We start from the raw sequence: 20,209 nt of genomic DNA on the forward strand, positions 1-20,209 counted from the left end.
TCCTGGTTTGGGCGAAAACCGCCTGCGCTGGAATCAACCAGCCTGCCGCGCCAGTTCCTCGAGCCGGCAGAGCGTGTCGGCTTCCGGCATCCAGCCTTCCGAGGCCAGCAGCGACGGATCGCAGATCTGCGTCGCCACCAAAGCCTGCCACGACGCCTGTCGGCCACTGAGCGTCGCCAGCAGCCGGAAAGGCCAGGCCGGCATGGGGACCAGCCGGGCTGGCCGGCCGTAGCCGCGCCGGAACGCGGCGATGATTTCAGAGAGCGCAACCGGCGAGGCATCGGCCAGCACATAGGTCGGGCGCGGCGGCGTCGGACGGGCCAGGAGATGCGTCACGGCGCCTGCCACCGCGTCATGGGAGACCAGCGAACGAACCGCGGTCAAGGCGGCTGCGGGCAGCGGCAGGCCGGTGGCTGCGAGACGCATCAGCCCGCGCAGATTTCCCTTCATGCCTTCGCCATAGACCGGCGGCAGCCGCAGCGCCGTCGCGCCTGCATGTCCGGCGGTCGCAAAAGCCTCCAGCATTGCGATTTCGCCTTCGCGCTTGGAGCGCCCGTAGGCGCATTGCGGGGCAGGGGGCGTGGCTGCGTCAATCGTGCCGCTGAAATCGGCCGCCACGACGGCGCGGATCGAGGAGAGATAGATGAAGTGCCCTTCGGTGCGCTTGGCGGCCGCCTGGGCGAGCTGTCCGGTCAGTGTCGCGTTGACAGCCTGCAAGTCGGCCTCGCCGGCGCCGCGATCATTGTTGAGCGCCGCGCAGTGAACGACGTGCGTCACGTCGCGCATCAGCGCCAGATAGGCTTCCTGCGGCGCATCGGCGCCGGGCAGCGCGACGGCATCGTCCTCCCCTGCCAGCCGCTGCGGCAGGCGCGAAGCGGTCCGTATGTCGAATCCGGCTTGGCGCAACCGGCCGACGACCCGGCGCCCGATGAAGCCTGTCGCGCCGGTGACCAGGACCTTCATGGTTGCCGGCTGGCGCCCGGCGCCACCGCAGGCGCGTCCTTGCCGGTCGGCGCCACCGTCCGCCCGGACGCAAGGTAGGTCCCTGAAATCAGGAACACCATCAGCGTCGCGTCGAGAATGTCGTGGCCGACGAGGATGCCTGCCATTCCGCCGATGAGATAGGTGACGACCGCGACGAGAACCATCGTCGCGCCGAACCGCTCGACCGGATCGACGCGGAGACGCAGCGTCCTTGCCGCGTTCCATGCGGCGACGATGAAAATCGAAGCCAGCGCCAGCCCCCCGAGCAGCCCGGCCTCGACCATCGCGGTCAGGAAGCCGTTGTGAAAATGGCTGAAGCCCGCGCTCAGACCGAACTGCTCATGAAAACCCTGCTTCATCAGGGCGCGGCTGGCCGTGATGCCATGGCCGAAAATCGGCATCTCGCGAACCGCGGCAAGGCCGATCTCCCACATTGCCACGCGCAAGCCGAGCGCCGTCGAATGATCGCCATTGGCGTTCAGCGCATCCCAGTCGCTGACCAGGAAGTCGGCTCGATCCATGATGGCGCGAGAGCCGATGGCGGCGATCGCCAGGGCGACCACGACGCCGATCACCGCCAAGCGCGCCATGCTGGCGTTGGTGAACCGACGGCGGTTGACGAGAAGCACGACGATGCCGGCAATCGGCACCGCCACCCAGATCATGCGTGACCCGGAATAGACGATCGCAATCGTTCCGGCGATCGCCGCCAGGACCAGCAGCTTCAAGCGTTTCTCGATGCCTGACAGCGCGCCGGCGAGGCATAGCATTACGGCAAGGCAGGTAACGGTTGCGAAGACGATCGCGTTTCCGGCCCCGCCCTCGGCCCTCGTGCCCAGCCAGTGATACTGGACGATGGCGATCGCCAACGCGCCGAAACTGGCCGCGGCGCTGGCCAGAATGGCGATGCGTGCCAGCGCGATCTTCTCGGTAATGCTCCAGGTCGAATAGGAGATCGGGAAAAGCAGGAAGGTGATCAGCGGCAGGAAGAACCGCAGATCGGCGGCCAGGGTGCCATTGACGATCGAAGCGAGAACCATGGCCGCGCAATAGGCGTAGATCGCCGCGGTCAAGGCGAGCATCGGCCCGTCGATGTTGAAGCGTCTCCGTCTTATGGCGAGCAGCAGCAAGGACCACACGCCGCCGGCATTGAAGGTGATGCTGACGAGCGATCCAAGCACCGGCGGCGAAAAAAAGCAGACGATCGAGAAATAGAGATTGATCTGAGCGGGCGTGAGCTGGCGTCGGAGCTTTGTAAACGGGTTCAATGCTTGCTTCGCAATTTCCAGGTTGCGCCCGGATCCGTGATGCCAGCTGATGGCTGGCTGGACGTACCCGTTTGCCGCGCCTTGCCCGTTCCCCGAGCCCGTATAGCCGCTGGCGCCGTTCCGCGATAGGCCGGTTGACGATGTTCCGACAGAAATCCTTGGTTCGGGCCGGCTGGCATCTTCGGAACTTACGATCCTTTCCACGCTTCCGCGTTTCAAGCGCCCTGGTAGGATTTTCCGCCTTCCAGGCCTCGCTTGGAAAATTCGTTCCCTAATCATCATGCGGCCGGCGCGTCCTGCATTGTTATGAACGGCGCCGATCTGTTAGAACGCACGCACGAAACAGTTTGTCCAAGTGAAATTTGCGCCCGGGCGGCATGGAATTGCGCCCGCAATGCAAGATTTCCGCTCGACGGCACGAGAGAACGCTCGACAGTCCATGAATATCGCGCTCACGCATCTGCAGCGGCTCGAGGCCGAGTCCATCCACATCTTCCGCGAGGTCGCGGCCTCTTTCTCCAAGCCGGTGATGCTCTATTCGGTCGGCAAGGATTCCTCGGTGCTGATGCATCTGGCGATGAAGGCCTTCTATCCCGCCAAGCCGCCTTTCCCGTTTCTGCATGTCGACACCACCTGGAAGTTCCGCGAGATGATCGCCTTTCGCGACCAGATGGCGCAGAAGCTCGGCTTCGACCTGCTCGTCCATGTCAACGAGGATGGCGTGCGCGACGGCATCAATCCCTTCGACCATGGCTCCAACACCCATACCCATGTGATGAAGACGGTGGCGCTGCGCCAGGCGCTCGACAAATACGGTTTCGATGCGGCCTTCGGCGGCGCGCGCCGCGACGAGGAGAAGTCGCGCGCCAAGGAGCGCATCTTCTCCTTCCGCAACGCGCAGCATTCCTGGGACCCCAAGAACCAGCGGCCGGAAATGTGGAAGATCTTCAACACCCGCATCGCGCCGGGCGAGTCGATCCGCGTCTTTCCGCTGTCCAACTGGACCGAGCTCGACATCTGGCAGTACATCCTGCAGGAAAACATCCCGATCGTGCCGCTCTATTTCGCCAAGGAACGGCCGGTGGTCGAGCGCGACGGCATGCTGATCATGAAGGATGATGACCGCATGCAGCTGCGTCCCGGAGAGGCGGTCGAGAATCGCCTGGTGCGCTTCCGCACGCTGGGCTGCTACCCTCTGACCGGCGCCATCGAATCGGGAGCCGACACGCTGGAGGCCATCGTCGGCGAGATGCTGACCGCCCGCACCTCCGAGCGCCAGGGCCGCCTCATCGACCGCGACGAGGCGGGCTCGATGGAAAAGAAGAAGCGCGAGGGTTATTTCTGATCATGCGCCACATCATGGCCAAGAGCCTCGCCCCGACCGATTCGATCCGCGACTACATGGCCGCGCAGGAAAAGAAGTCGCTCCTGCGCTTCCTCACCTGCGGCTCCGTCGATGACGGCAAGTCGACTCTCATCGGCCGCCTGCTCTCCGACACCAAGCAGATATTCGAGGACCAGCTTGCCGCGCTCGAGAAGGATTCGCGCAAGCACGGCACCACCGGCGACGATATCGACTTTGCGCTGCTGGTCGACGGGCTGGAGGCGGAGCGCGAGCAGGGGATCACCATCGACGTCGCCTACCGCTTCTTCGCTACGCCGAAGCGCAAGTTCATCGTCGCGGACACGCCCGGCCATGAGCAGTACACGCGCAACATGGCGACTGGCGCCTCGACCGCGGATCTTGCCATCGTGCTGATCGATGCCCGCCAGGGCGTCCTGCGCCAGACCCGGCGTCATTCGATCATCGCCTCGCTGCTGGGCATCCGTCACATCGTGCTGGCGGTCAACAAGATCGACCTCATCGGCTTCGACAAGGCTGCGTTCGACCAGATCGTCGCCGACTATGGCGAGTTCGCAAAACAACTAGGCTTCGTCAGCGTTGTGCCGATCCCTATGTCGGCGCGATTCGGCGACAACGTCACCAGCCGATCCGAGCGCACGCCCTGGTATTCCGGTCCGTCGCTCATCGAGCATCTGGAAACCGTGTCGGTCGACGAAGCCGCCGTCGAGCTGCCGTTCCGTTTCCCCGTCCAATATGTGAACCGTCCGAACCTCGATTTCCGCGGCTTTGCCGGCACCATTGCGTCGGGCACCGTTTCGCAGGGAGACGAGGTCGTCGTCGCGAAGTCCGGCAAGGCCTCCCGGGTCAAGCGCATCGTCGCGCAAGGCGGCGACCTCGAGCAGGCGGTCGCCGGCCAGGCGATCACGCTGGTCCTCGAGGATGAAGTGGAGGTGTCGCGCGGCAACATGCTGGTGTCGCCTGCGGCACGGCCGCAGGTCGCCGACCAGTTCGCCGCCAACATCGTCTGGTTCGACGAGCAGGCGCTGCTGCCCGGCCGCTCCTACATCCTGCGCACCGAGACCGATCAGGTCAGCGCCACCGTCACCGACCTCAAATACCGGGTCAACGTCAACGATTTCGCGCATGAGGCGGCGAAGTCGCTCGACATGAACGAGGTCGGCGTCTGCAATCTCTCGACCCGCGCGCCGATCGCTTTTGATCCCTTCGCCGAGAACCGCACCACCGGCGCCTTCATCCTGATCGACCGCATCGCCAATGCCACCGTCGGCGCCGGCATGATCCTGCATTCGCTGCGGCGCGCGGAAAACATCCACTGGCAGTCGCTCGATGTCGGCAAGCGCGGCCGCTCCGACCTGAAGAACCAGCGCCCGGCGGTGTTCTGGTTCACCGGGCTCTCCGGTTCCGGCAAGTCGACCATTGCCAACCTGTTCGAAAAGAAGCTGTTCGCCTCCGGCCGTCACACCTACATCCTCGACGGCGACAATGTCCGCCACGGGTTGAACCGCGATCTCGGCTTCACCGACGCCGACCGCGTCGAAAACATCCGCCGCGTCGCCGAAGTGGCCAAGCTGATGGCCGATGCCGGGTTGATCGTCATCGTCTCCTTCATCTCGCCCTTCGCCGCCGAGCGCCGCATGGCGCGCGAGCTGATGGCCGAGGGCGAGTTCGTCGAAGTGTTCGTCGATACCCCGTTCGAGGAATGCGCCCGCCGTGACCCGAAGGGCCTTTATGCGCGCGCCCTGAGCGGCGAGATCAAGAACTTCACAGGTGTCGATTCTCCCTATGAGGCGCCGGAGAATCCGGAAATTCATCTCAAGACCCTCGGCAGGAGCCCGCAGGAGATGGCGGAAGCCCTCGAACACTGGCTGATCGAGCGCGACATTGCCGAGGAGCAGTATGACAATGGCGGCGGTATCTGACGACGAGACGATGCTGGGCGTCTTCGAGCGCCTGGCGCTGGAAGCGGGGCGCGAGGTGATGCGCGTCTTCCATGACGGCTGCGCCGTCGACAGCAAGGCGGACTCTTCGCCGGTGACGGAAGCCGACCGCGAAAGCGAGAAGATCATCCTTGCCGGCCTGCGCGCCGCCTATCCGGATATCCCATGCGTGGCCGAGGAAGAGGTGGCGGCGGGCATCGCCACGCCCGACCTCGACGGCGCCTTCTTTCTGGTCGATCCGCTCGACGGCACCAAGGAATTCGTCAACCGCCGCACCGATTTCACCGTCAACATCGCGTTGGTGCGCCATGGCGTTCCGGAAGTGGGCGTTGTCTACGCGCCCTGCACCGGACGCTTCTTCAGTGGACGGCCTGGCAAGGCCGAGGCGCTGGAGGTCGATGCCGATTATCGCATTACCGGCCGCCGGCCGATCACCGTGCGGGCAGGGGGCACGCCACTCGCCGTCGTCGCCAGCCGGTCGCACAACACGCCTGAAACCGACGCCTTCATCCGCGACCTCGGTCCCGCCGAGATTGTCTCGATCGGCTCGTCATTGAAATTCTGCCTGCTTGCCGCGGCGGAGGCGGACGTCTATCCGCGCTTCGGCCGCACCATGGAGTGGGACACGGCAGCGGGCGACGCGGTGCTGCGCGCCGCAGGCGGCATGACGCGCACACTCGACGGCCGGCCGCTCGTCTACGGCAAGCGCAACCAGGCGACTGACAGCGATTTCGCCAATCCGCATTTCATTGCGAGCGGGAAGAGCGCGGCTTAGAGCGTTGACGATTGGCAGCCGCCAATTGTCGCGTCGTCATCCTAGGGCGGAGCAAGGAGCGAAGCGACGCGCGCAGGCCCTAGGATCCATGCCGTTACGCTAAAGCATTGCGGCGGTTACAGAATTCTGCGCCATTATGCTCGACGTCGAAGGTCACGGCATGGATCCTCGGGTCAAGCCCGAGGATGACGAAGGTGCTGTTCAAGCCGCCGCGACATGCGCCGAGTTCGACCCAATATAATTGCGGATCGTCTCGATGATGCGGTCCTGGTCGGCTTCGCCTAGATAGGCGTGCATCGGCAGGCAGAGGATCTGCTTCGGCAGCGTTTCGGAGACGGCAAGACCGGTCGGCGTGCGCGGATAATCCTTGTAGGCCACTTGCTCATGCAACGGCTTCACATAATAGATCACCGAAGGGATGCCCTTTTCGCCGAGATGAGCCTTGAGCCCGTCGCGCTTCGGGGTCTCGATGGCGTATTGCGCCCAGGCCGAACGGCCGTGGCCCAGATTGCGCGACGCCTTGACGATGTCGCCGAGGCCCTTGGCGTAGCGGTCGGCGACGATCTGGCGCGCCACCATTTCCTCTTCGAGGATGGCGAGCTTCTCGATCAGGATCGCCGCCTGCAGTGTGTCGAGGCGCGAATTGATGCCGACGCGGACATTGTCATATTGCGTCTCGCCCTTGCCGTGGAAGGCAAAGGAACGAAGCTTGTCGGCCATCGCGCCGTCATCGGTGAACATCGCGCCGCCATCGCCGTAGCAGCCAAGCGGCTTCGCCGGATAAAAGCTGGTCGAGCCGACATGGCCGAAGGCGCCGCACATCTTGGCGTCGGCGGAACCGCCCATCGACTGCGCGGCGTCCTCGATCACCAGGAGGTTCTCGCGCTTGGCGATCGCCATGATCGCCTCATAGTCGGCGGCGAGCCCGAACAGGTCGACCGGGATGATCGCCTTCGGCTTGAGGCGGCCTTCCTTCTTGATCATCTCGATCGCCGCCTCGAGGCTGGCGATGTCGATGTTGTACGTATCGCGATCGACGTCGACGAAGACCGGCTCGGCCTTGGCCAGCGCCACCACCTCGGCGGTCGCGGCGAAGGTGAAGCTCGGCACGAACACCGCGTCGCCCAGGCCGATTCCGGCGGCAAACAGCGGCAGGAGCAGCGCATCGGTGCCGTTGGCGCAGGCGACGACATGCTTGACGCCGATATAGGCGGCGAGCTTGTTCTCGAATTCGGTGACCTGGGGTCCCAGGATGTAGCGGCCGTCCTCGACGACGTGGTCGATCGCGGCCTTCAGCCGGTCGCGGATACGTTCGCGCTGCGCGCCAAGATCGATGAACTGCATGTCGGCCTCGAAAATGCCTGTAAAACCGGCCCGCTGGTAACAGACTTGAACCGGCTGAGAAAGCCGGTGGCGGCCGGCGCGAATTGCTTAGGTGTCGCAGCCTGTTACCGACTTCGCCGGCGCAATGCCTGAAAAGGCCAGAAATCCGAGCTTTGAGAGGCGTTTTCGGGCCTCTCTTATCGCGCCGTTTCGTCGTTGGGAAACATAAAGTGATCGGCCGGAAAGGGCGATCCGGCAGCGGATCAGCCGATTTCATGCCGCCAGGGCGGGTTGGCGCCGGCCCGCGACACCGTTACCGCCGCCGCCCTGGCGCCGAGTTCCAGCGCCTTGCGGATGGCGTCCTCGGAGAGGTGGCTGATCGCCGCCTTGGTGAGCAGGCCCTGCTCATGCAGCGAGGCCAGGATGCCGGCGTTGAAGGTGTCGCCGGCGCCGACCGTGTCGACCACCTTCACCTTCTGCGGCATGACCGTGACCTTATGCGCCTTGCTGTAGCCGACCGCGCCTTCGCTGCCATGGGTGACGACGATCAGCTTCGGTCCGCGATCCAGCCAGTTGCGCACGACATCCTCATGCGAGCCCGCCTCGTCGAACCATTTGAGGTCCTCGTCGGAGAGTTTGACGATGTCGGCCATCGCCATCATCTCGCGGATGCGCCGCAGGTGCTTGGCCTTGTCCGGGATGAAATTCGGCCGGATATTCGGGTCGAGCATCATCACACGGGCTTGGTGCTCGCGCCGCATGAACTCCTCATAGGCCGATCCGGCAGGCTCCGAGATCAGGCTGATGGCGCCGAACAGCATCGCCTCGATCTCGGCGCCGAGCTTCGGCAGGTCCTCGATGGTCAGCATGCGCCCGGCGGTGTTCTCGTCATAGAAGGTGTAGGTCGCCTGGCCGTTGGTGAGCCGCACGAAAGCGAGCGTCGTCGGGCGAGGGGACGTGTGCGCATAGGTGGAACTCACCTTGCTGGCGCCGAGCGCGTCGCGGAACTGGCCGCCGAACAGATCTGAAGAGAGGCCGGAGAAGAAGCCGGCCGGGGCGCCCAGCCGTCCAAGCGCGATCGCCGAATTGAACACCGCGCCGCCGACATAGGGGGCGAAGGCGGCTTCGCCCTCCGTGGTGATGCGCGGCAGCATGTCGATCAGGGCTTCGCCACAGCAAAGGATCATGTCGTCTTGGTCTCCGGCGGATGAATCACGCCCTTGCGGATGATAATGTTGGCAAAGAGCCTGGGTTCGCTGGTCGCCACGATTGCATGCGCGGCCTTGACGCGTGCATAGAAGTCGGGTCCGGCCAGCGCAACCACCTTGTGACCCGGCGCGCGTCTGGCGCAGACCGCTTCCATCTCGCGATGCACGGGGTCGGCCAGCGTCGGGTCGCCCTGCACCGAGGCGCGGAACAGCGCTTGCGGCACCGCTTCGTCCACCGGCAGCACGCTGAGCACGGCGTCGAGGACCGGTATGACCCGGTGGCCGTCGGCGCGGATCAGCCGCCGCGCCTGTTCCTCGGCCGGATAATTGCCGTCGACGATCGCGATCTCGTCGCCATGGCCCATCGCCCTGAGCGTCGCCAGGAACTGCGGCCCGAGCAGCGAGGGGATGCCGATCAGCATGTCAGGCGCCTCCGGTCGTGTTCGGTCTGACCAGGAAACGCTCGGAAAGCGGCAGGCTGGCGCCGCCCAGCGCCCGCGCATGGATGCCGACGGTGCCCTCGCGCACGAAGGGCAGCTTCAGTCCCTCGGCATCGATGCCGGAGATGGCGTGCCGGATCGCCTCGACAAGACGGCGCCGGACCTCGAGCGGCATCCAGCCGTCGATCACCGCCGCTTCGAAATCGATGACCGACGAGGCCGCGACGATGGCATAGGCAAGCGCGCGCGAGGCGCTGGCGATCCATTCGTCGAGCTCGGGGCTGATGTTGCCCCAGTCCTGCGGCGAGGTCCAAAGATAGGAGCCGTCGATGCCCTTGGCGGAAAGCGCCTTCTCGAGCATTGCAATCGAGGCGACGTCGATGAGCTGCGTCGGCTTGCCGTCCGGCCCCGGCACCGGCATCGATCCGAGCGCGCCGGCGTTGCCCTTCGGCCCGCTGTAAAGACGGCCGTTGAGAACGATGCCGCCGCCGGCAAAGGCGCCGATATAGAAATAGACGAAGTCGCGCGCCGCGCCCGCCTGGCCGAAGACAAGCTCGGCGCCGCAGGCCGAAGTCGCGTCATTCTGCAGGTAGACGGGGAACTCGCACTGCGCCTGGATGTCGGCGCGTATGTCGCGATGACGCCATTCATCCATGACGTCGCGCGGCGCGCCGGCCGTGTCGGCCCAGTTCCATAGCTCGAACGGCATGGCGATGCCGAGGCCGGCGATGCGCTTGTCCTGCGCCGGCGTCAGCTCGCCGCGCATCGTCCTGATGCCGGCGGTGACGAATTCGACGGTCTCCCGCGGCGCCGGATAGCGATAGGAATGCTGCAGCATGGCGCGCACATTGCCGAGAAAATCGATCAGCACCAGCTCGGCCGAGCGTCTGCCGATCTTGAGGCCGATGAAGAAGGCGCCTTCCGGGTTGAGCGCCATCGGGATCGAAGGTTGGCCGATCTTGCCGCGCAGCGGCGCCTGGCGCACCAGCAGCTTGTCTTCCTCGAGCTCGCGCATGATCACCGACACCGTCTGCGCCGACAGCCCGGTCATGCGCGCGATATCGGATTTGGCCAGGCTGCCGTGCTGGCGCACCAGGGACAGCACCAACCGTTCATTGTGGTCGCGCATGCCGCTTTGGTTGGTGCCGCGATGCAGCCGACTCTCCAAAGCCTCGGGCGAACCGTGCCTCGCAATGCCGGTCTCCACCCTGTTCCTCCCGTTTGTTTCCCCGCGATGCTTTTCGTTCAGAATGAGTGAACGACGCAAGAGTGTCAATAATAAATAAGAGTGATTTAATTATTGACAGCCGTTCAGTCCTGGTGTTTTTTGAGATGTATCCACGCTGGGAGAAAAAGGTGGATGCGCTTGGGATGCCGGGTGGCCGGCGTCCGCAACAGTTCCATTGGGAGGAAAATCGTGACCAAGAAATCACTGCTGAAGTCTACCGTGTTTGCGGCCGCAGGCTTGGGCCTGATGGCGTTCGCTTCGTCGGCATCGGCCGCCGGCGTCGGCGCCTGCCTGATCACCAAGACCGACACCAACCCCTTCTTCGTCAAGATGAAGGAGGGCGCGACCGCCAAGGCCAAGGAGCTTGGCGTCGACCTCAAGACCTATGCCGGCAAGATCGACGGCGACAGCGAAAGCCAGGTGGCGGCGATCGAAAGCTGCATCGCTGACGGCGCGAAGGGCATCCTGATCACCGCGTCCGACACCAAGGGCATCGTGCCGACGGTGAAGAAGGCGCGTGACGCCGGCCTGCTGGTCATCGCGCTCGACACGCCGCTCGATCCGATCGATGCCGCCGACGCCACCTTCGCCACCGACAACCTCGAAGCCGGCAAGCTGATCGGCGCCTGGGCCGCCGCGACGCTTGGCGACAAGGCCAAGGATGCCAAGATCGGCTTCCTCGACCTCACTCCCTCGCAGCCGACCGTCGACGTTCTGCGCGACCAGGGCTTCATGATGGGCTATGGCATCGACGTGAAGGATCCCAACAAGATCGGCGACGAGGACGATCCGCGCATCGTCGGCCATGACGTGACCAACGGCAACGAGGAAGGCGGCCGCAAGGCGATGGAGAACCTTCTCCAGAAGGACAACACCATCAACGTCATCCACACCATCAACGAGCCCGCCGCCGTCGGCGCCTATCAGGCGCTCAAGGCTGTCGGTCTCGAAAAGCAGGTGCTGATCGTCTCGGTCGACGGCGGTTGCCCGGGCGTGAAGTCGGTCACTGAAGGCGTGATCGGCGCCACCTCGCAGCAATATCCGCTGCAGATGGCCGCGCTCGGCATCGAGGCCATCGCCAATTACGCCAAGGACGGCACCAAGCCTAAGCCGACCGAAGGCAAGAACTTCTTCGACACCGGCGTCAACCTCGTGACCGACAAGCCGGCCAACGGCGTGAAGTCCATCGACACCAAGGAAGGCCTCGCCAAGTGCTGGGGCTGATGCCCGCCTGAGCGCACAAACCTCGCGGCTGGGGACTTGATCCCCGGCCGCATCGGGTGGACGATGCATTTTCGTAAGCGCTGATAAGCCCGGCGACAGACCGGAATGCGTAAACGCGGCACGGAGCCATGACGAAGTTCCGTGAGACGGGAGGAGATATGTCCCAAATCCAGGAATTCGAGAAGGTTCTCTCGGGCAGCGATACCAACGTCGCCGCCTTCGAGGAGCACGGCAAATCGTTTGTGAAGCGCGCCCAGCATTTCCTGCATTCCACGCCGGCGGCGGTGCCGCTGATCGTGCTGGTGCTGTCGATCATCATCTTCGGTGTCGCCATCGGCGGCCGCTTCTTCTCCTCCTACACGCTGACGCTGATCCTGCAGCAGATCGCCATCGTCGGCATCCTAGGCGCCGCCCAGACGCTGGTCATCCTGACCGCCGGCATCGACCTTTCGATCGGCGTGATCATGGTGATCTCGGCCGTGATCATGGGCAACTGCGCCATCACCTACGGCATGCCGACCATCCTGGCCGTGCTGCTCGGGCTTGCCGCCGGCGCGGCCTGCGGCCTGCTCAACGGCCTGCTCGTCGCCTACATGAAGCTACCGCCCTTCATCGTCACGCTCGGCACCTGGAACATCGTCATGGCGACGAATTTCATCTATTCGGCCAATGAGACGATCCGCGACGCCGACGTCGACGCCCAGGCGCCGCTGCTGCACTTCTTCGCCCTGAGCTTCCGGGTCGGTTCCGCCGTGCTGACGGCCGGCGTCATCGCCATGGTGCTGCTGGTGATGCTGCTCTGGTATGTGCTGAACCACACCGCCTGGGGGCGCCATGTCTATGCCGTCGGCGACGACCCCGAGGCGGCCAAGCTTTCCGGCATCCAGACCAAGAAGGTGCTGATGGCCGTCTACACACTTGCCGGCCTGATCGCCGCCTTCGCCGCCTGGGTCTCGATCGGCCGCAACGGCTCGATCTCGCCGTCCGCCGCCGTCACCGACTACAATCTGCAAGCCATCACCGCCACGGTGATCGGCGGCATCTCGCTCTTTGGCGGCCGCGGCTCGATCCTCGGCACGCTGTTCGGCGCCATGATCGTCGGCGTCGTCTCGATGGGTCTCAACATGCTGGGCGCCGATCCGCAATGGAAAGTGCTGCTCACCGGCGTGCTGATCATCGGCGCCGTCGCGGTCGACCAGTGGATCAGAAAGGTTTCGGTGTAATCATGAGCCAAGTGCCTGTTCTTACCGCGCGCGGTCTCACCAAGCGCTACGGCCGCGTGACGGCGCTCAACAACTGCGACTTCGATCTCTATCCGGGCGAGATCCTGGCGGTGATCGGCGACAACGGCGCCGGCAAGTCGACGCTGATCAAGGCGATCTCCGGCGCCGTGATCCCCGACGAGGGGACGATCGAGCTCGACGGCAAGCAGGTGTTATTCCGCTCGCCCATCGAGGCGCGCGAGGCCGGCATCGAGACCGTCTATCAGAACCTCGCTCTGTCGCCGGCGCTGTCGATCGCCGACAACATGTTCCTTGGCCGCGAGATCCGCAAGCCGGGCCCGCTCGGCAGCTGGTTCCGGATGCTCGATCGTCCGGCGATGGAAAAGCGCGCCCGCGACAAGCTTACCGAGCTCGGCCTGATGACCATCCAGAACATCAGCCAGGCGGTGGAGACGCTTTCCGGCGGCCAGCGCCAGGGCGTGGCGGTGGCGCGCGCCGCCGCCTTCGGCTCGAAAGTGGTGATCATGGACGAGCCGACCGCAGCCCTCGGCGTCAAGGAAAGCCGGCGCGTGCTGGAACTGATCCTCGACGTCAAGAAGCGCGGCCTGCCGATCGTGCTCATCTCGCACAATATGCCGCATGTTTTCGAGGTGGCCGACCGCATCCACATCCACCGGCTCGGGCGCCGGCTCTGCGTCGTCGATCCCAAGCAGATTTCGATGTCGGACGCCGTCGCGCTCATGACCGGCGCCAAGAAGCCGCCGGAGGATGCGCTGGCGGCTTGATCTCCAGGACAAGTCAATTGCAGCAGGCAGGCTGTCGGCTCGATCACTTAATCGATTGAACGCATGCTGCAATGCGATAGGATGGGCTGGGAGAAACGGCGAAAGCCGGTATGATCAGGCCAACTGAACGAGAGGCGATATGACATCCGCCATGACGATCGAAGCCCCAGTCCTCGACCATCCCGATCCAAAGACGCTTGCCGAAGAAGTCCTGATGTCGCTCAAATACCGGGTCGGCAAGGATACCACCGTCGCCACGCCCTATGACTGGCTGACCGCCTCGATCAAGGTGGTGCGCGACCGCATCGTCGACCACTGGATCCAGGCGACCAAGGAAGCCTACGACCAGCAGGAAAAGCGGGTCTATTACCTGTCGCTCGAATTCCTGATCGGCCGCCTGATGCGTGATGCCTTCTCCAATCTCGGTTTGATGGAGAACATGCGCGAGGCGCTGTCCTCGCTCGGCGTCGACCTCGATCTCATCGCCGGCCTCGAGCCGGACGCAGCGCTCGGCAATGGCGGCCTCGGCCGTCTCGCCGCCTGCTTCATGGAAAGCATGGCGACCGTCGATATCCCCGCCCATGGCTACGGCATCCGCTACGCCAACGGCATGTTCCGCCAGGAAATCCAGGGCGGCTGGCAGGTCGAATTGCCGGAGACCTGGCTCGACCACGGCAACCCGTGGGAGTTCGAGCGGCGCGAGCGCTCCTTCGAGGTCGGCTTCGGCGGCTCGGTGGAATCGATCACTTCGAAGGACGGCCGGCTGGAGCGCCACGTCTGGAAGCCGACCGAGCACGTGCTGGCCGTCGCCTATGACACGCCGGTGGCCGGCTGGCGTGCCAACCGCGTCAACACGCTGCGGCTCTGGTCCGGCATGCCGATCGACCCGATCCTGCTCGACAAGTTCAACGCCGGCGATCACATCGGCGCGCTGGCCGAAAGCAACAAGGCCGACGCGCTGTCGCGTGTGCTTTATCCGGCCGATTCCCACATGGCCGGCCAGGAGCTTAGGCTCAGGCAGGAATATTTCTTCTCGACCGCCTCGCTGCAGGACATCGTCCAGCGCCATCTCAGCCAGTATGGCGACCTGAAGTCCTTGCCCGACAAGGCGGCCATCCACCTCAACGACACCCATCCCGCGGTCGCGGTGCCGGAGCTGATGCGGCTGCTGATGGACGTCCATGGCATGGATTTCGACCTTGCCTGGGATATCACGAAGCGCACCTTCGGCTACACCAACCACACGCTGCTGCCCGAGGCACTGGAAAGCTGGCCGGTGCCGCTGTTCGAGCGGCTTTTGCCGCGCCACATGCAGATCGTCTACGCCATCAATGCGCAGGTGCTGCTGGAGGCCCGGGCCACCGGAAAATTCTCGGGCGACCAGATCGCACGCATCTCGCTGATCCAGGAAAATGGCGACCGCCGCGTGCGCATGGGCAACCTGGCCTTTGTAGGCTCGCATTCGATCAACGGCGTCTCGGCGCTGCACACCGAGCTGATGAAGGAGACGGTGTTCGCCGATCTCCACAAGCTCTACCCCGACCGCATCAACAACAAGACCAACGGCATCACGCCCCGCCGCTGGCTGATCCAGTGCAATCCGGGGCTGACCTCGCTTGCCCGCGAGGCGATTGGCGACCGCTTCATGGACGACATCGAGAAGATCAAGGATCTCGATCCGCTCGCCGAAGACGCCGCGTTCCGCGAGAAATTCGCCGCTGTGAAGCGCCAGAACAAGGCGCGGCTCGCCAACCTCGTCGCCGACCGTCTCGGCATCAGGCTCGACCCGTCGGCGCTGTTCGACATCCAGGTCAAGCGCATCCACGAATACAAGCGCCAGCTGCTCAACATTCTTGAGGCGATCGCGCTCTACGACCAGATCCGCTCGCATCCCGAGCGGGACTGGATGCCGCGCGTGAAGTTCTTCGGCGGCAAGGCGGCGCCGAGCTACCACAACGCCAAGCTGATCATCAAACTGGCCAACGACGTCGCGAAGGTCATCAACGGCGATCCGTCGGTGCGCGGCCTGCTGAAAGTCGTGTTCGTGCCGAACTACAATGTCAGCCTGGCCGAGGTGATGATGCCGGCCGCCGACCTCTCCGAGCAGATCTCGACCGCCGGCATGGAGGCGTCGGGCACCGGCAACATGAAGTTCGCGCTGAACGGCGCGCTCACCATCGGCACGCTCGACGGCGCCAATGTCGAGATCAAGGAACATGTCGGCGACGACAACATCTTCATCTTCGGCCTCACCACCGCCGAAGTCGCCGAGCGGCGCAACAATGGCTACAATCCGCGTGAAGTGATCGAGGCCTCGCCCGAGCTGTCGCAGGCGGTGTCCGCCATTTCCTCCGGCGTCTTCTCGCCCGACGATCCCGGCCGCTATCGCGACCTGATGAACGGCCTCTACCAGAGCGACTGGTTCATGGTGGCGGCCGACTTCGATTCCTACGCCGCCTGCCAGCGCGAGGTCGACGCCGTCTGGCGCAACAGCCCGGACTGGCACGCGCGCGCCATCCGCAACGTCGCCCGCGTCGGCTGGTTCTCGTCCGACCGCACGATCCGCCAATATGCGAAAGACATCTGGAACGTGCCCGTCTGATATGATTGCATGAGCCACCAGGAATGTGGCCCCGGTGCATGCCGCCCAAATCACGGCATGCACCAAGACTAAGTTAGTGCATGCCGCCCAAAAGTGCGTAGCGGTTTTGGGATCGCGACATGCGCCAAGACAAAGAACGGCGCGTGCCGCACCAAGGCATGCGCCAGAACAAAATGCCCAGGGAGGGCGACCGCTTGATGAGGAAGCCGGGCGCGACCGCTGCGACAAGCGGGCCGGACGGACTGGCGCCAGCCGGTGATGTCGCGGCGATTGTCGCCGGAACGCATGGCGATCCCTTCGCGGTTCTGGGCGTGCATGAGGCCGGCAAGGGCTTCGTCGCCCGCTGCTTCGTGCCCAACGCCGAATTCGTCACCGCCTATACGCTGACCGGCAAGGAGGCCGGCGAGCTCTCGCGCCGCGACGATGCCGGCTTCTTCGAGGGCAAGGTCTCGATCCGCAAGCGCCAGCCGCTGCGCTATCATGCCCGGAATGGCGGCGGCGACTGGTGGCTGACCGATCCTTACTCCTTCGGCCCGGTGCTGGGACCGATGGACGACTATTACATGGCCGAGGGCTCGCACTTACGGCTATTCGACAAGCTCGGCGCCCACATCATGGACCATGAGGGCGCCACCGGCGTGCATTTCGCGGTCTGGGCGCCCAATGCCAGGCGCGTCTCCGTGGTCGGCGCGTTCAACGACTGGGACGGTCGCCGCCACACCATGCGCGACCGCAAGGACACCGGCATCTGGGAGCTGTTCATTCCCGATATCGGCGCGGGCCAGCCCTACAAATTCGAGATCATCGCGCCCGACGGCGTGCGCCTGCCGCTCAAGGCCGACCCGTTCGCCTTCGAATCGGAACTGCGCCCGGCGACCGCCTCGGTGACGGCGCCGCCGATGGCGCATCAGTGGGGCGACGAGGCGCATCGCGGCTACTGGCGCAAGGCCGATCCCCGGCGCGAGGCGATCTCTATCTACGAGGTCCACGCCGGCTCCTGGCAGCGCCGCGACGACGGCACGTTCCTCTCCTGGGACGAGCTTGCGGCGCGGCTGATCCCTTACGTGGTCGACACGGGTTTCACCCATATCGAATTCCTGCCGATCTCGGAGCATCCTTACGACCCGTCCTGGGGCTACCAGACCACCGGCCTTTATGCGCCGACGGCCCGTTTCGGCGACCCCGACGGCTTCGCCCGTTTCGTCGACGGCGCGCACCGTGCCGGCATCGGCGTCATTCTTGACTGGGTGCCGGCGCATTTCCCGGTCGACGAGCATGGGCTGGTGCAATTCGACGGCACCGCGCTTTATGAGCATGCCGATCCGCGCCAGGGGTTCCACCCGGACTGGAACACCGCGATCTACAATTTCGGCCGCCGCGAGGTGGTGTCGTTCCTCGTCAACAACGCGCTCTTCTGGGCCGAGAAATACCATGTCGACGGATTGCGCGTCGACGCGGTCGCCTCGATGCTCTACCTCGATTATTCGCGCAAGGCGGGCGAATGGATCCCCAACGAGAAGGGCGGGCGCGAGAACCTGCAGGCCGTCAGCTTCCTGCAGAAGATGAACAAGGAGCTTTACGGCCACCACCCCGGCGTGATGACGATCGCCGAGGAATCGACCTCATGGCCGAAAGTGTCGCGTCCAGTGCACGAGGGCGGGCTCGGCTTCGGCTTCAAGTGGAACATGGGCTTCATGCACGACACGCTGGAGTACCTTTCCAAGGAACCGATCTTCCGCAAGCACCACCACAACGACATTACCTTCGGCCTGGTTTACGCTTTCTCCGAAAACTTCGTGCTGCCGCTGTCGCATGACGAGGTCGTGCATGGCAAAGGCACGCTGCTGAACAAGATGGCCGGCGACGACTGGCAGAAGTTCGCCACGCTGCGTGCCTATTACGCCTTCATGTGGGGCTATCCCGGCAAGAAGCTCTTGTTCATGGGCCAGGAATTCGCCCAGCGCCGCGAGTGGAGTGAGGAACGCGCGCTCGACTGGAACCTGCTCGAATTCGCGCCGCATCGCGGCGTCTGGCAGACCGTGCGGGACTTGAACTACCTCTACCGTTCGCGCCCGGCCCTGCATGCGCGTGACTGCGAGCCGGAAGGCTTTTCCTGGCTGATCGTCGACGACCGCGACAATTCGGTCTTCGCATGGCTGCGCAGCGCGCCGGACGGCAACCCGGTCGCCGTCATTTCCAATTTCACGCCGGTGCCGCGCGAGAACTATCGCGTGCCGCTGCCGAAGGCGGGAAAGTGGCGCGAAATCATCAATACGGACGCCGCCGACTATGGTGGCTCCGGCATGGGCAATGGCGGCGCGGTCAAGGCGAGCGGGGAAGGGGGCGGCGTATCGGCGACGATGCTTCTGCCGCCGCTGTCGACGATCATGCTGGAATTCGTCGCGGACTGAAGCAGATGATGTCTCATCCTGCCCTTGCAACGGTCCGGGCAGCTTGTTTGGGAGGGTAACAAAATGGCAGAGATCAAAAGAACCCAGCCGCTGGCGCGCGACGCCATGGCCTATGTGCTGGCCGGCGGCCGCGGCAGCCGCCTCAAGGAGCTGACCGACCGGCGCGCCAAACCCGCCGTCTATTTCGGCGGCAAGACGCGCATCATCGATTTCGCGCTGTCCAATGCGCTCAATTCCGGCATCCGCCGCCTCGGCGTCGCCACCCAGTACAAGGCGCATTCGCTGATCCGCCACCTGCAGCGTGGCTGGAACTTCCTGCGGCCGGAGCGAAACGAAAGCTTCGACATCCTGCCGGCGTCGCAGCGCGTTTCGGAAACGCAATGGTATGAAGGCACGGCCGACGCCGTCTACCAGAACATCGACATCATCGAGGCCTACGGTCCCGAATACATGGTCATCCTTGCCGGCGACCACATCTACAAGATGGACTACGAGCTGATGCTGCGCCAGCACGTCGATGCCGGCGCCGACGTCACCGTCGGTTGCCTGGAAGTGCCGCGCCTCGAGGCGACCGGATTCGGCGTCATGCATGTCGATGCCAAGGACAACATCATCGCCTTCGTCGAAAAGCCGGCCGATCCGCCCGGCATTCCGGACAAGCCGGAATTCGCGCTCGCCTCGATGGGCATCTATGTCTTCAAGACCAAGTTCCTGATGGAACAGCTGCGCCGCGACGCGGCCGAGCCCGGCTCCAGCCGCGACTTCGGCAAGGACATCATCCCCTATATCGTCCAGCACGGTAAGGCGATCGCCCACCGCTTCGCCAAATCCTGCGTGCGCTCCTCGCATGAGTCCGAGCCCTACTGGCGCGACGTCGGAACCGTCGATGCCTATTGGGAAGCCAATATCGACCTGACTGATATCACGCCCGAGCTCGACCTCTACGACCGCGACTGGCCGATCTGGACCTATGCGGAACTGAAGCCGCCGGCAAAGTTCGTGCATGACGAGGATGGCCGCCGCGGCGAGGCGATCTCCTCGCTGGTGTCCGGCGACTGCATCGTCTCGGGCGCCTCGCTGCGCCGCAGCCTGATCTTTACCGGCGCGCGCATCAATTCCTACTCCAAGCTCGAGGAAGTGGTGATGCTGCCCGACGTGACTGTCGGCCGCAACGCGCGCCTCAAGCGCGTCGTCATCGACCACGGCGTTAACATTCCGGAGGGCCTGGTGGTCGGCGAGGATCCGGCGCTCGACGCCAAGCGTTTTCGCGTATCGGAAAAGGGCATCTGCCTGATCACGCAGGACATGATCAACAAGCTGTCGATCCCATAGGGTCGATCAAGCCGTCAATTTGCCGATCAACCCTATCGGGTTGACGGCTTGATCAACAGATTGTCACTTTGACCTGTCACGTTGAGATCGGAATGTGGAGCGC

15 protein-coding genes are annotated in these 20,209 nt (G+C 64.3%); 9 read left to right on the top strand and 6 right to left on the bottom strand.

Annotated elements, in window-relative coordinates; translation table 11 throughout:
- Nucleotides 1–33 precede the first annotated feature (33 nt).
- Both E5X34_RS08630 and E5X34_RS08635 read right to left on the bottom strand, forming a co-directional pair.
- The gene (locus tag E5X34_RS08630; RefSeq protein WP_292563067.1) at nucleotides 34–963 is read right to left on the bottom strand and encodes an NAD-dependent epimerase/dehydratase family protein; all 930 of its coding nucleotides are present in this window, start codon (nucleotides 961–963) and stop codon (nucleotides 34–36) included.
- Nucleotides 960–2,252, bottom strand: a complete 1,293-nt coding sequence (locus E5X34_RS08635) for an O-antigen ligase family protein (protein ID WP_292563069.1) — start codon at nucleotides 2,250–2,252, stop codon at nucleotides 960–962. The genes E5X34_RS08630 and E5X34_RS08635 overlap by 4 nt, the downstream gene beginning before the upstream one ends.
- Before the next feature lie 439 nt (nucleotides 2,253–2,691).
- On the opposite strand from E5X34_RS08635, the gene cysD reads away from it, so the two are divergent.
- Genes cysD through cysQ form a run of 3 tightly spaced genes read left to right on the top strand, consistent with a single transcriptional unit; the run spans nucleotide 2,692 to nucleotide 6,330 of the window.
- Nucleotides 2,692–3,597, top strand: a complete 906-nt coding sequence (gene cysD / locus E5X34_RS08640) for a sulfate adenylyltransferase subunit CysD (protein WP_292563071.1) — start codon at nucleotides 2,692–2,694, stop codon at nucleotides 3,595–3,597.
- A 2-nt stretch (nucleotides 3,598–3,599) separates the two neighbouring features.
- Nucleotides 3,600–5,537 carry a sulfate adenylyltransferase subunit CysN gene (gene cysN, locus E5X34_RS08645; RefSeq protein WP_292563072.1) on the top strand — a complete coding sequence of 646 codons (1,938 nt, stop codon included), beginning with the start codon at nucleotides 3,600–3,602 and terminating at the stop codon, nucleotides 5,535–5,537.
- Between the two features lie 10 nt (nucleotides 5,538–5,547).
- The gene (gene cysQ, locus E5X34_RS08650; RefSeq protein ID WP_292563289.1) at nucleotides 5,548–6,330 is read left to right on the top strand and encodes a 3'(2'),5'-bisphosphate nucleotidase CysQ; all 783 of its coding nucleotides are present in this window, start codon (nucleotides 5,548–5,550) and stop codon (nucleotides 6,328–6,330) included.
- Between the two features lie 201 nt (nucleotides 6,331–6,531).
- On the opposite strand, the gene E5X34_RS08655 is transcribed toward cysQ, so the two are convergent.
- The 4 genes from E5X34_RS08655 to E5X34_RS08670 all read right to left on the bottom strand — a co-directional run bounded on the left by E5X34_RS08655 (nucleotide 6,532) and on the right by E5X34_RS08670 (nucleotide 10,508).
- Nucleotides 6,532–7,674, bottom strand: coding sequence for a DegT/DnrJ/EryC1/StrS aminotransferase family protein (locus E5X34_RS08655; protein WP_292563074.1), 1,143 nt, complete (start codon nucleotides 7,672–7,674; stop codon nucleotides 6,532–6,534).
- Between the two features lie 242 nt (nucleotides 7,675–7,916).
- Nucleotides 7,917–8,840 (bottom strand): carbohydrate kinase, encoded by a 924-nt coding sequence (locus tag E5X34_RS08660; RefSeq protein ID WP_292563076.1) that lies wholly within the window; start codon nucleotides 8,838–8,840, stop codon nucleotides 7,917–7,919.
- The gene (locus E5X34_RS08665; protein WP_292563078.1) at nucleotides 8,837–9,283 is read right to left on the bottom strand and encodes an RbsD/FucU domain-containing protein; all 447 of its coding nucleotides are present in this window, start codon (nucleotides 9,281–9,283) and stop codon (nucleotides 8,837–8,839) included. Before E5X34_RS08665 ends, E5X34_RS08660 begins: the two co-directional genes overlap by 4 nt.
- A gap of 1 nt (nucleotide 9,284) precedes the next feature.
- Entirely contained in the window at nucleotides 9,285–10,508 is a 1,224-nt protein-coding gene (locus tag E5X34_RS08670) for an ROK family transcriptional regulator (RefSeq protein ID WP_292563080.1), read from the bottom strand.
- 267 nt (nucleotides 10,509–10,775) lie between these two features.
- Here E5X34_RS08670 and E5X34_RS08675 point away from each other — a divergent pair, with 267 nt between their 5' ends.
- The 6 genes from E5X34_RS08675 to glgC all read left to right on the top strand — a co-directional run bounded on the left by E5X34_RS08675 (nucleotide 10,776) and on the right by glgC (nucleotide 20,106).
- Nucleotides 10,776–11,753, top strand: a complete 978-nt coding sequence (locus E5X34_RS08675) for a sugar ABC transporter substrate-binding protein (RefSeq protein ID WP_042642090.1) — start codon at nucleotides 10,776–10,778, stop codon at nucleotides 11,751–11,753.
- Nucleotides 11,754–11,911: 158 nt separating this feature from the next.
- Complete coding sequence (locus E5X34_RS08680) at nucleotides 11,912–12,976, top strand: ABC transporter permease (RefSeq protein ID WP_041005280.1); 1,065 nt, start codon at nucleotides 11,912–11,914, stop codon at nucleotides 12,974–12,976.
- A 2-nt stretch (nucleotides 12,977–12,978) separates the two neighbouring features.
- Nucleotides 12,979–13,761, top strand: coding sequence for an ATP-binding cassette domain-containing protein (locus E5X34_RS08685; protein ID WP_128257508.1), 783 nt, complete (start codon nucleotides 12,979–12,981; stop codon nucleotides 13,759–13,761).
- 139 nt (nucleotides 13,762–13,900) lie between these two features.
- Nucleotides 13,901–16,363: a glycogen/starch/alpha-glucan phosphorylase gene (locus E5X34_RS08690; RefSeq protein ID WP_292563082.1), complete on the top strand. Its 2,463-nt coding sequence runs from the start codon at nucleotides 13,901–13,903 to the stop codon at nucleotides 16,361–16,363.
- Nucleotides 16,364–16,560: 197 nt separating this feature from the next.
- Nucleotides 16,561–18,774: a 1,4-alpha-glucan branching protein GlgB gene (glgB, locus tag E5X34_RS08695; RefSeq protein ID WP_292563293.1), complete on the top strand. Its 2,214-nt coding sequence runs from the start codon at nucleotides 16,561–16,563 to the stop codon at nucleotides 18,772–18,774.
- Between the two features lie 63 nt (nucleotides 18,775–18,837).
- Nucleotides 18,838–20,106, top strand: coding sequence for a glucose-1-phosphate adenylyltransferase (glgC, locus tag E5X34_RS08700; RefSeq protein ID WP_292563084.1), 1,269 nt, complete (start codon nucleotides 18,838–18,840; stop codon nucleotides 20,104–20,106).
- Nucleotides 20,107–20,209: the final 103 nt, after the last annotated feature.

The organism is Mesorhizobium sp., from assembly GCF_004963255.1.
In the GTDB taxonomy this organism is placed as follows: domain Bacteria; phylum Pseudomonadota; class Alphaproteobacteria; order Rhizobiales; family Rhizobiaceae; genus Mesorhizobium.

Coding starts and splice junctions, on each gene's coding strand:
- E5X34_RS08680 (WP_041005280.1), top strand. CDS start 11,912: ATGTCCCAAATCCAGGAATTCGAGAAGGTTCTCTCGGGCAGCGATACC.
- E5X34_RS08685 (WP_128257508.1), top strand. CDS start 12,979: ATGAGCCAAGTGCCTGTTCTTACCGCGCGCGGTCTCACCAAGCGCTAC.
- cysD (WP_292563071.1), top strand. CDS start 2,692: ATGAATATCGCGCTCACGCATCTGCAGCGGCTCGAGGCCGAGTCCATC.
- E5X34_RS08690 (WP_292563082.1), top strand. CDS start 13,901: ATGACATCCGCCATGACGATCGAAGCCCCAGTCCTCGACCATCCCGAT.
- cysQ (WP_292563289.1), top strand. CDS start 5,548: ATGCTGGGCGTCTTCGAGCGCCTGGCGCTGGAAGCGGGGCGCGAGGTG.
- cysN (WP_292563072.1), top strand. CDS start 3,600: ATGCGCCACATCATGGCCAAGAGCCTCGCCCCGACCGATTCGATCCGC.
- E5X34_RS08665 (WP_292563078.1), bottom strand. CDS start 9,283: ATGCTGATCGGCATCCCCTCGCTGCTCGGGCCGCAGTTCCTGGCGACG.
- E5X34_RS08630 (WP_292563067.1), bottom strand. CDS start 963: ATGAAGGTCCTGGTCACCGGCGCGACAGGCTTCATCGGGCGCCGGGTC.
- E5X34_RS08655 (WP_292563074.1), bottom strand. CDS start 7,674: ATGCAGTTCATCGATCTTGGCGCGCAGCGCGAACGTATCCGCGACCGG.
- E5X34_RS08675 (WP_042642090.1), top strand. CDS start 10,776: ATGGCGTTCGCTTCGTCGGCATCGGCCGCCGGCGTCGGCGCCTGCCTG.
- glgB (WP_292563293.1), top strand. CDS start 16,561: ATGAGGAAGCCGGGCGCGACCGCTGCGACAAGCGGGCCGGACGGACTG.
- glgC (WP_292563084.1), top strand. CDS start 18,838: ATGGCAGAGATCAAAAGAACCCAGCCGCTGGCGCGCGACGCCATGGCC.
- E5X34_RS08660 (WP_292563076.1), bottom strand. CDS start 8,840: ATGATCCTTTGCTGTGGCGAAGCCCTGATCGACATGCTGCCGCGCATC.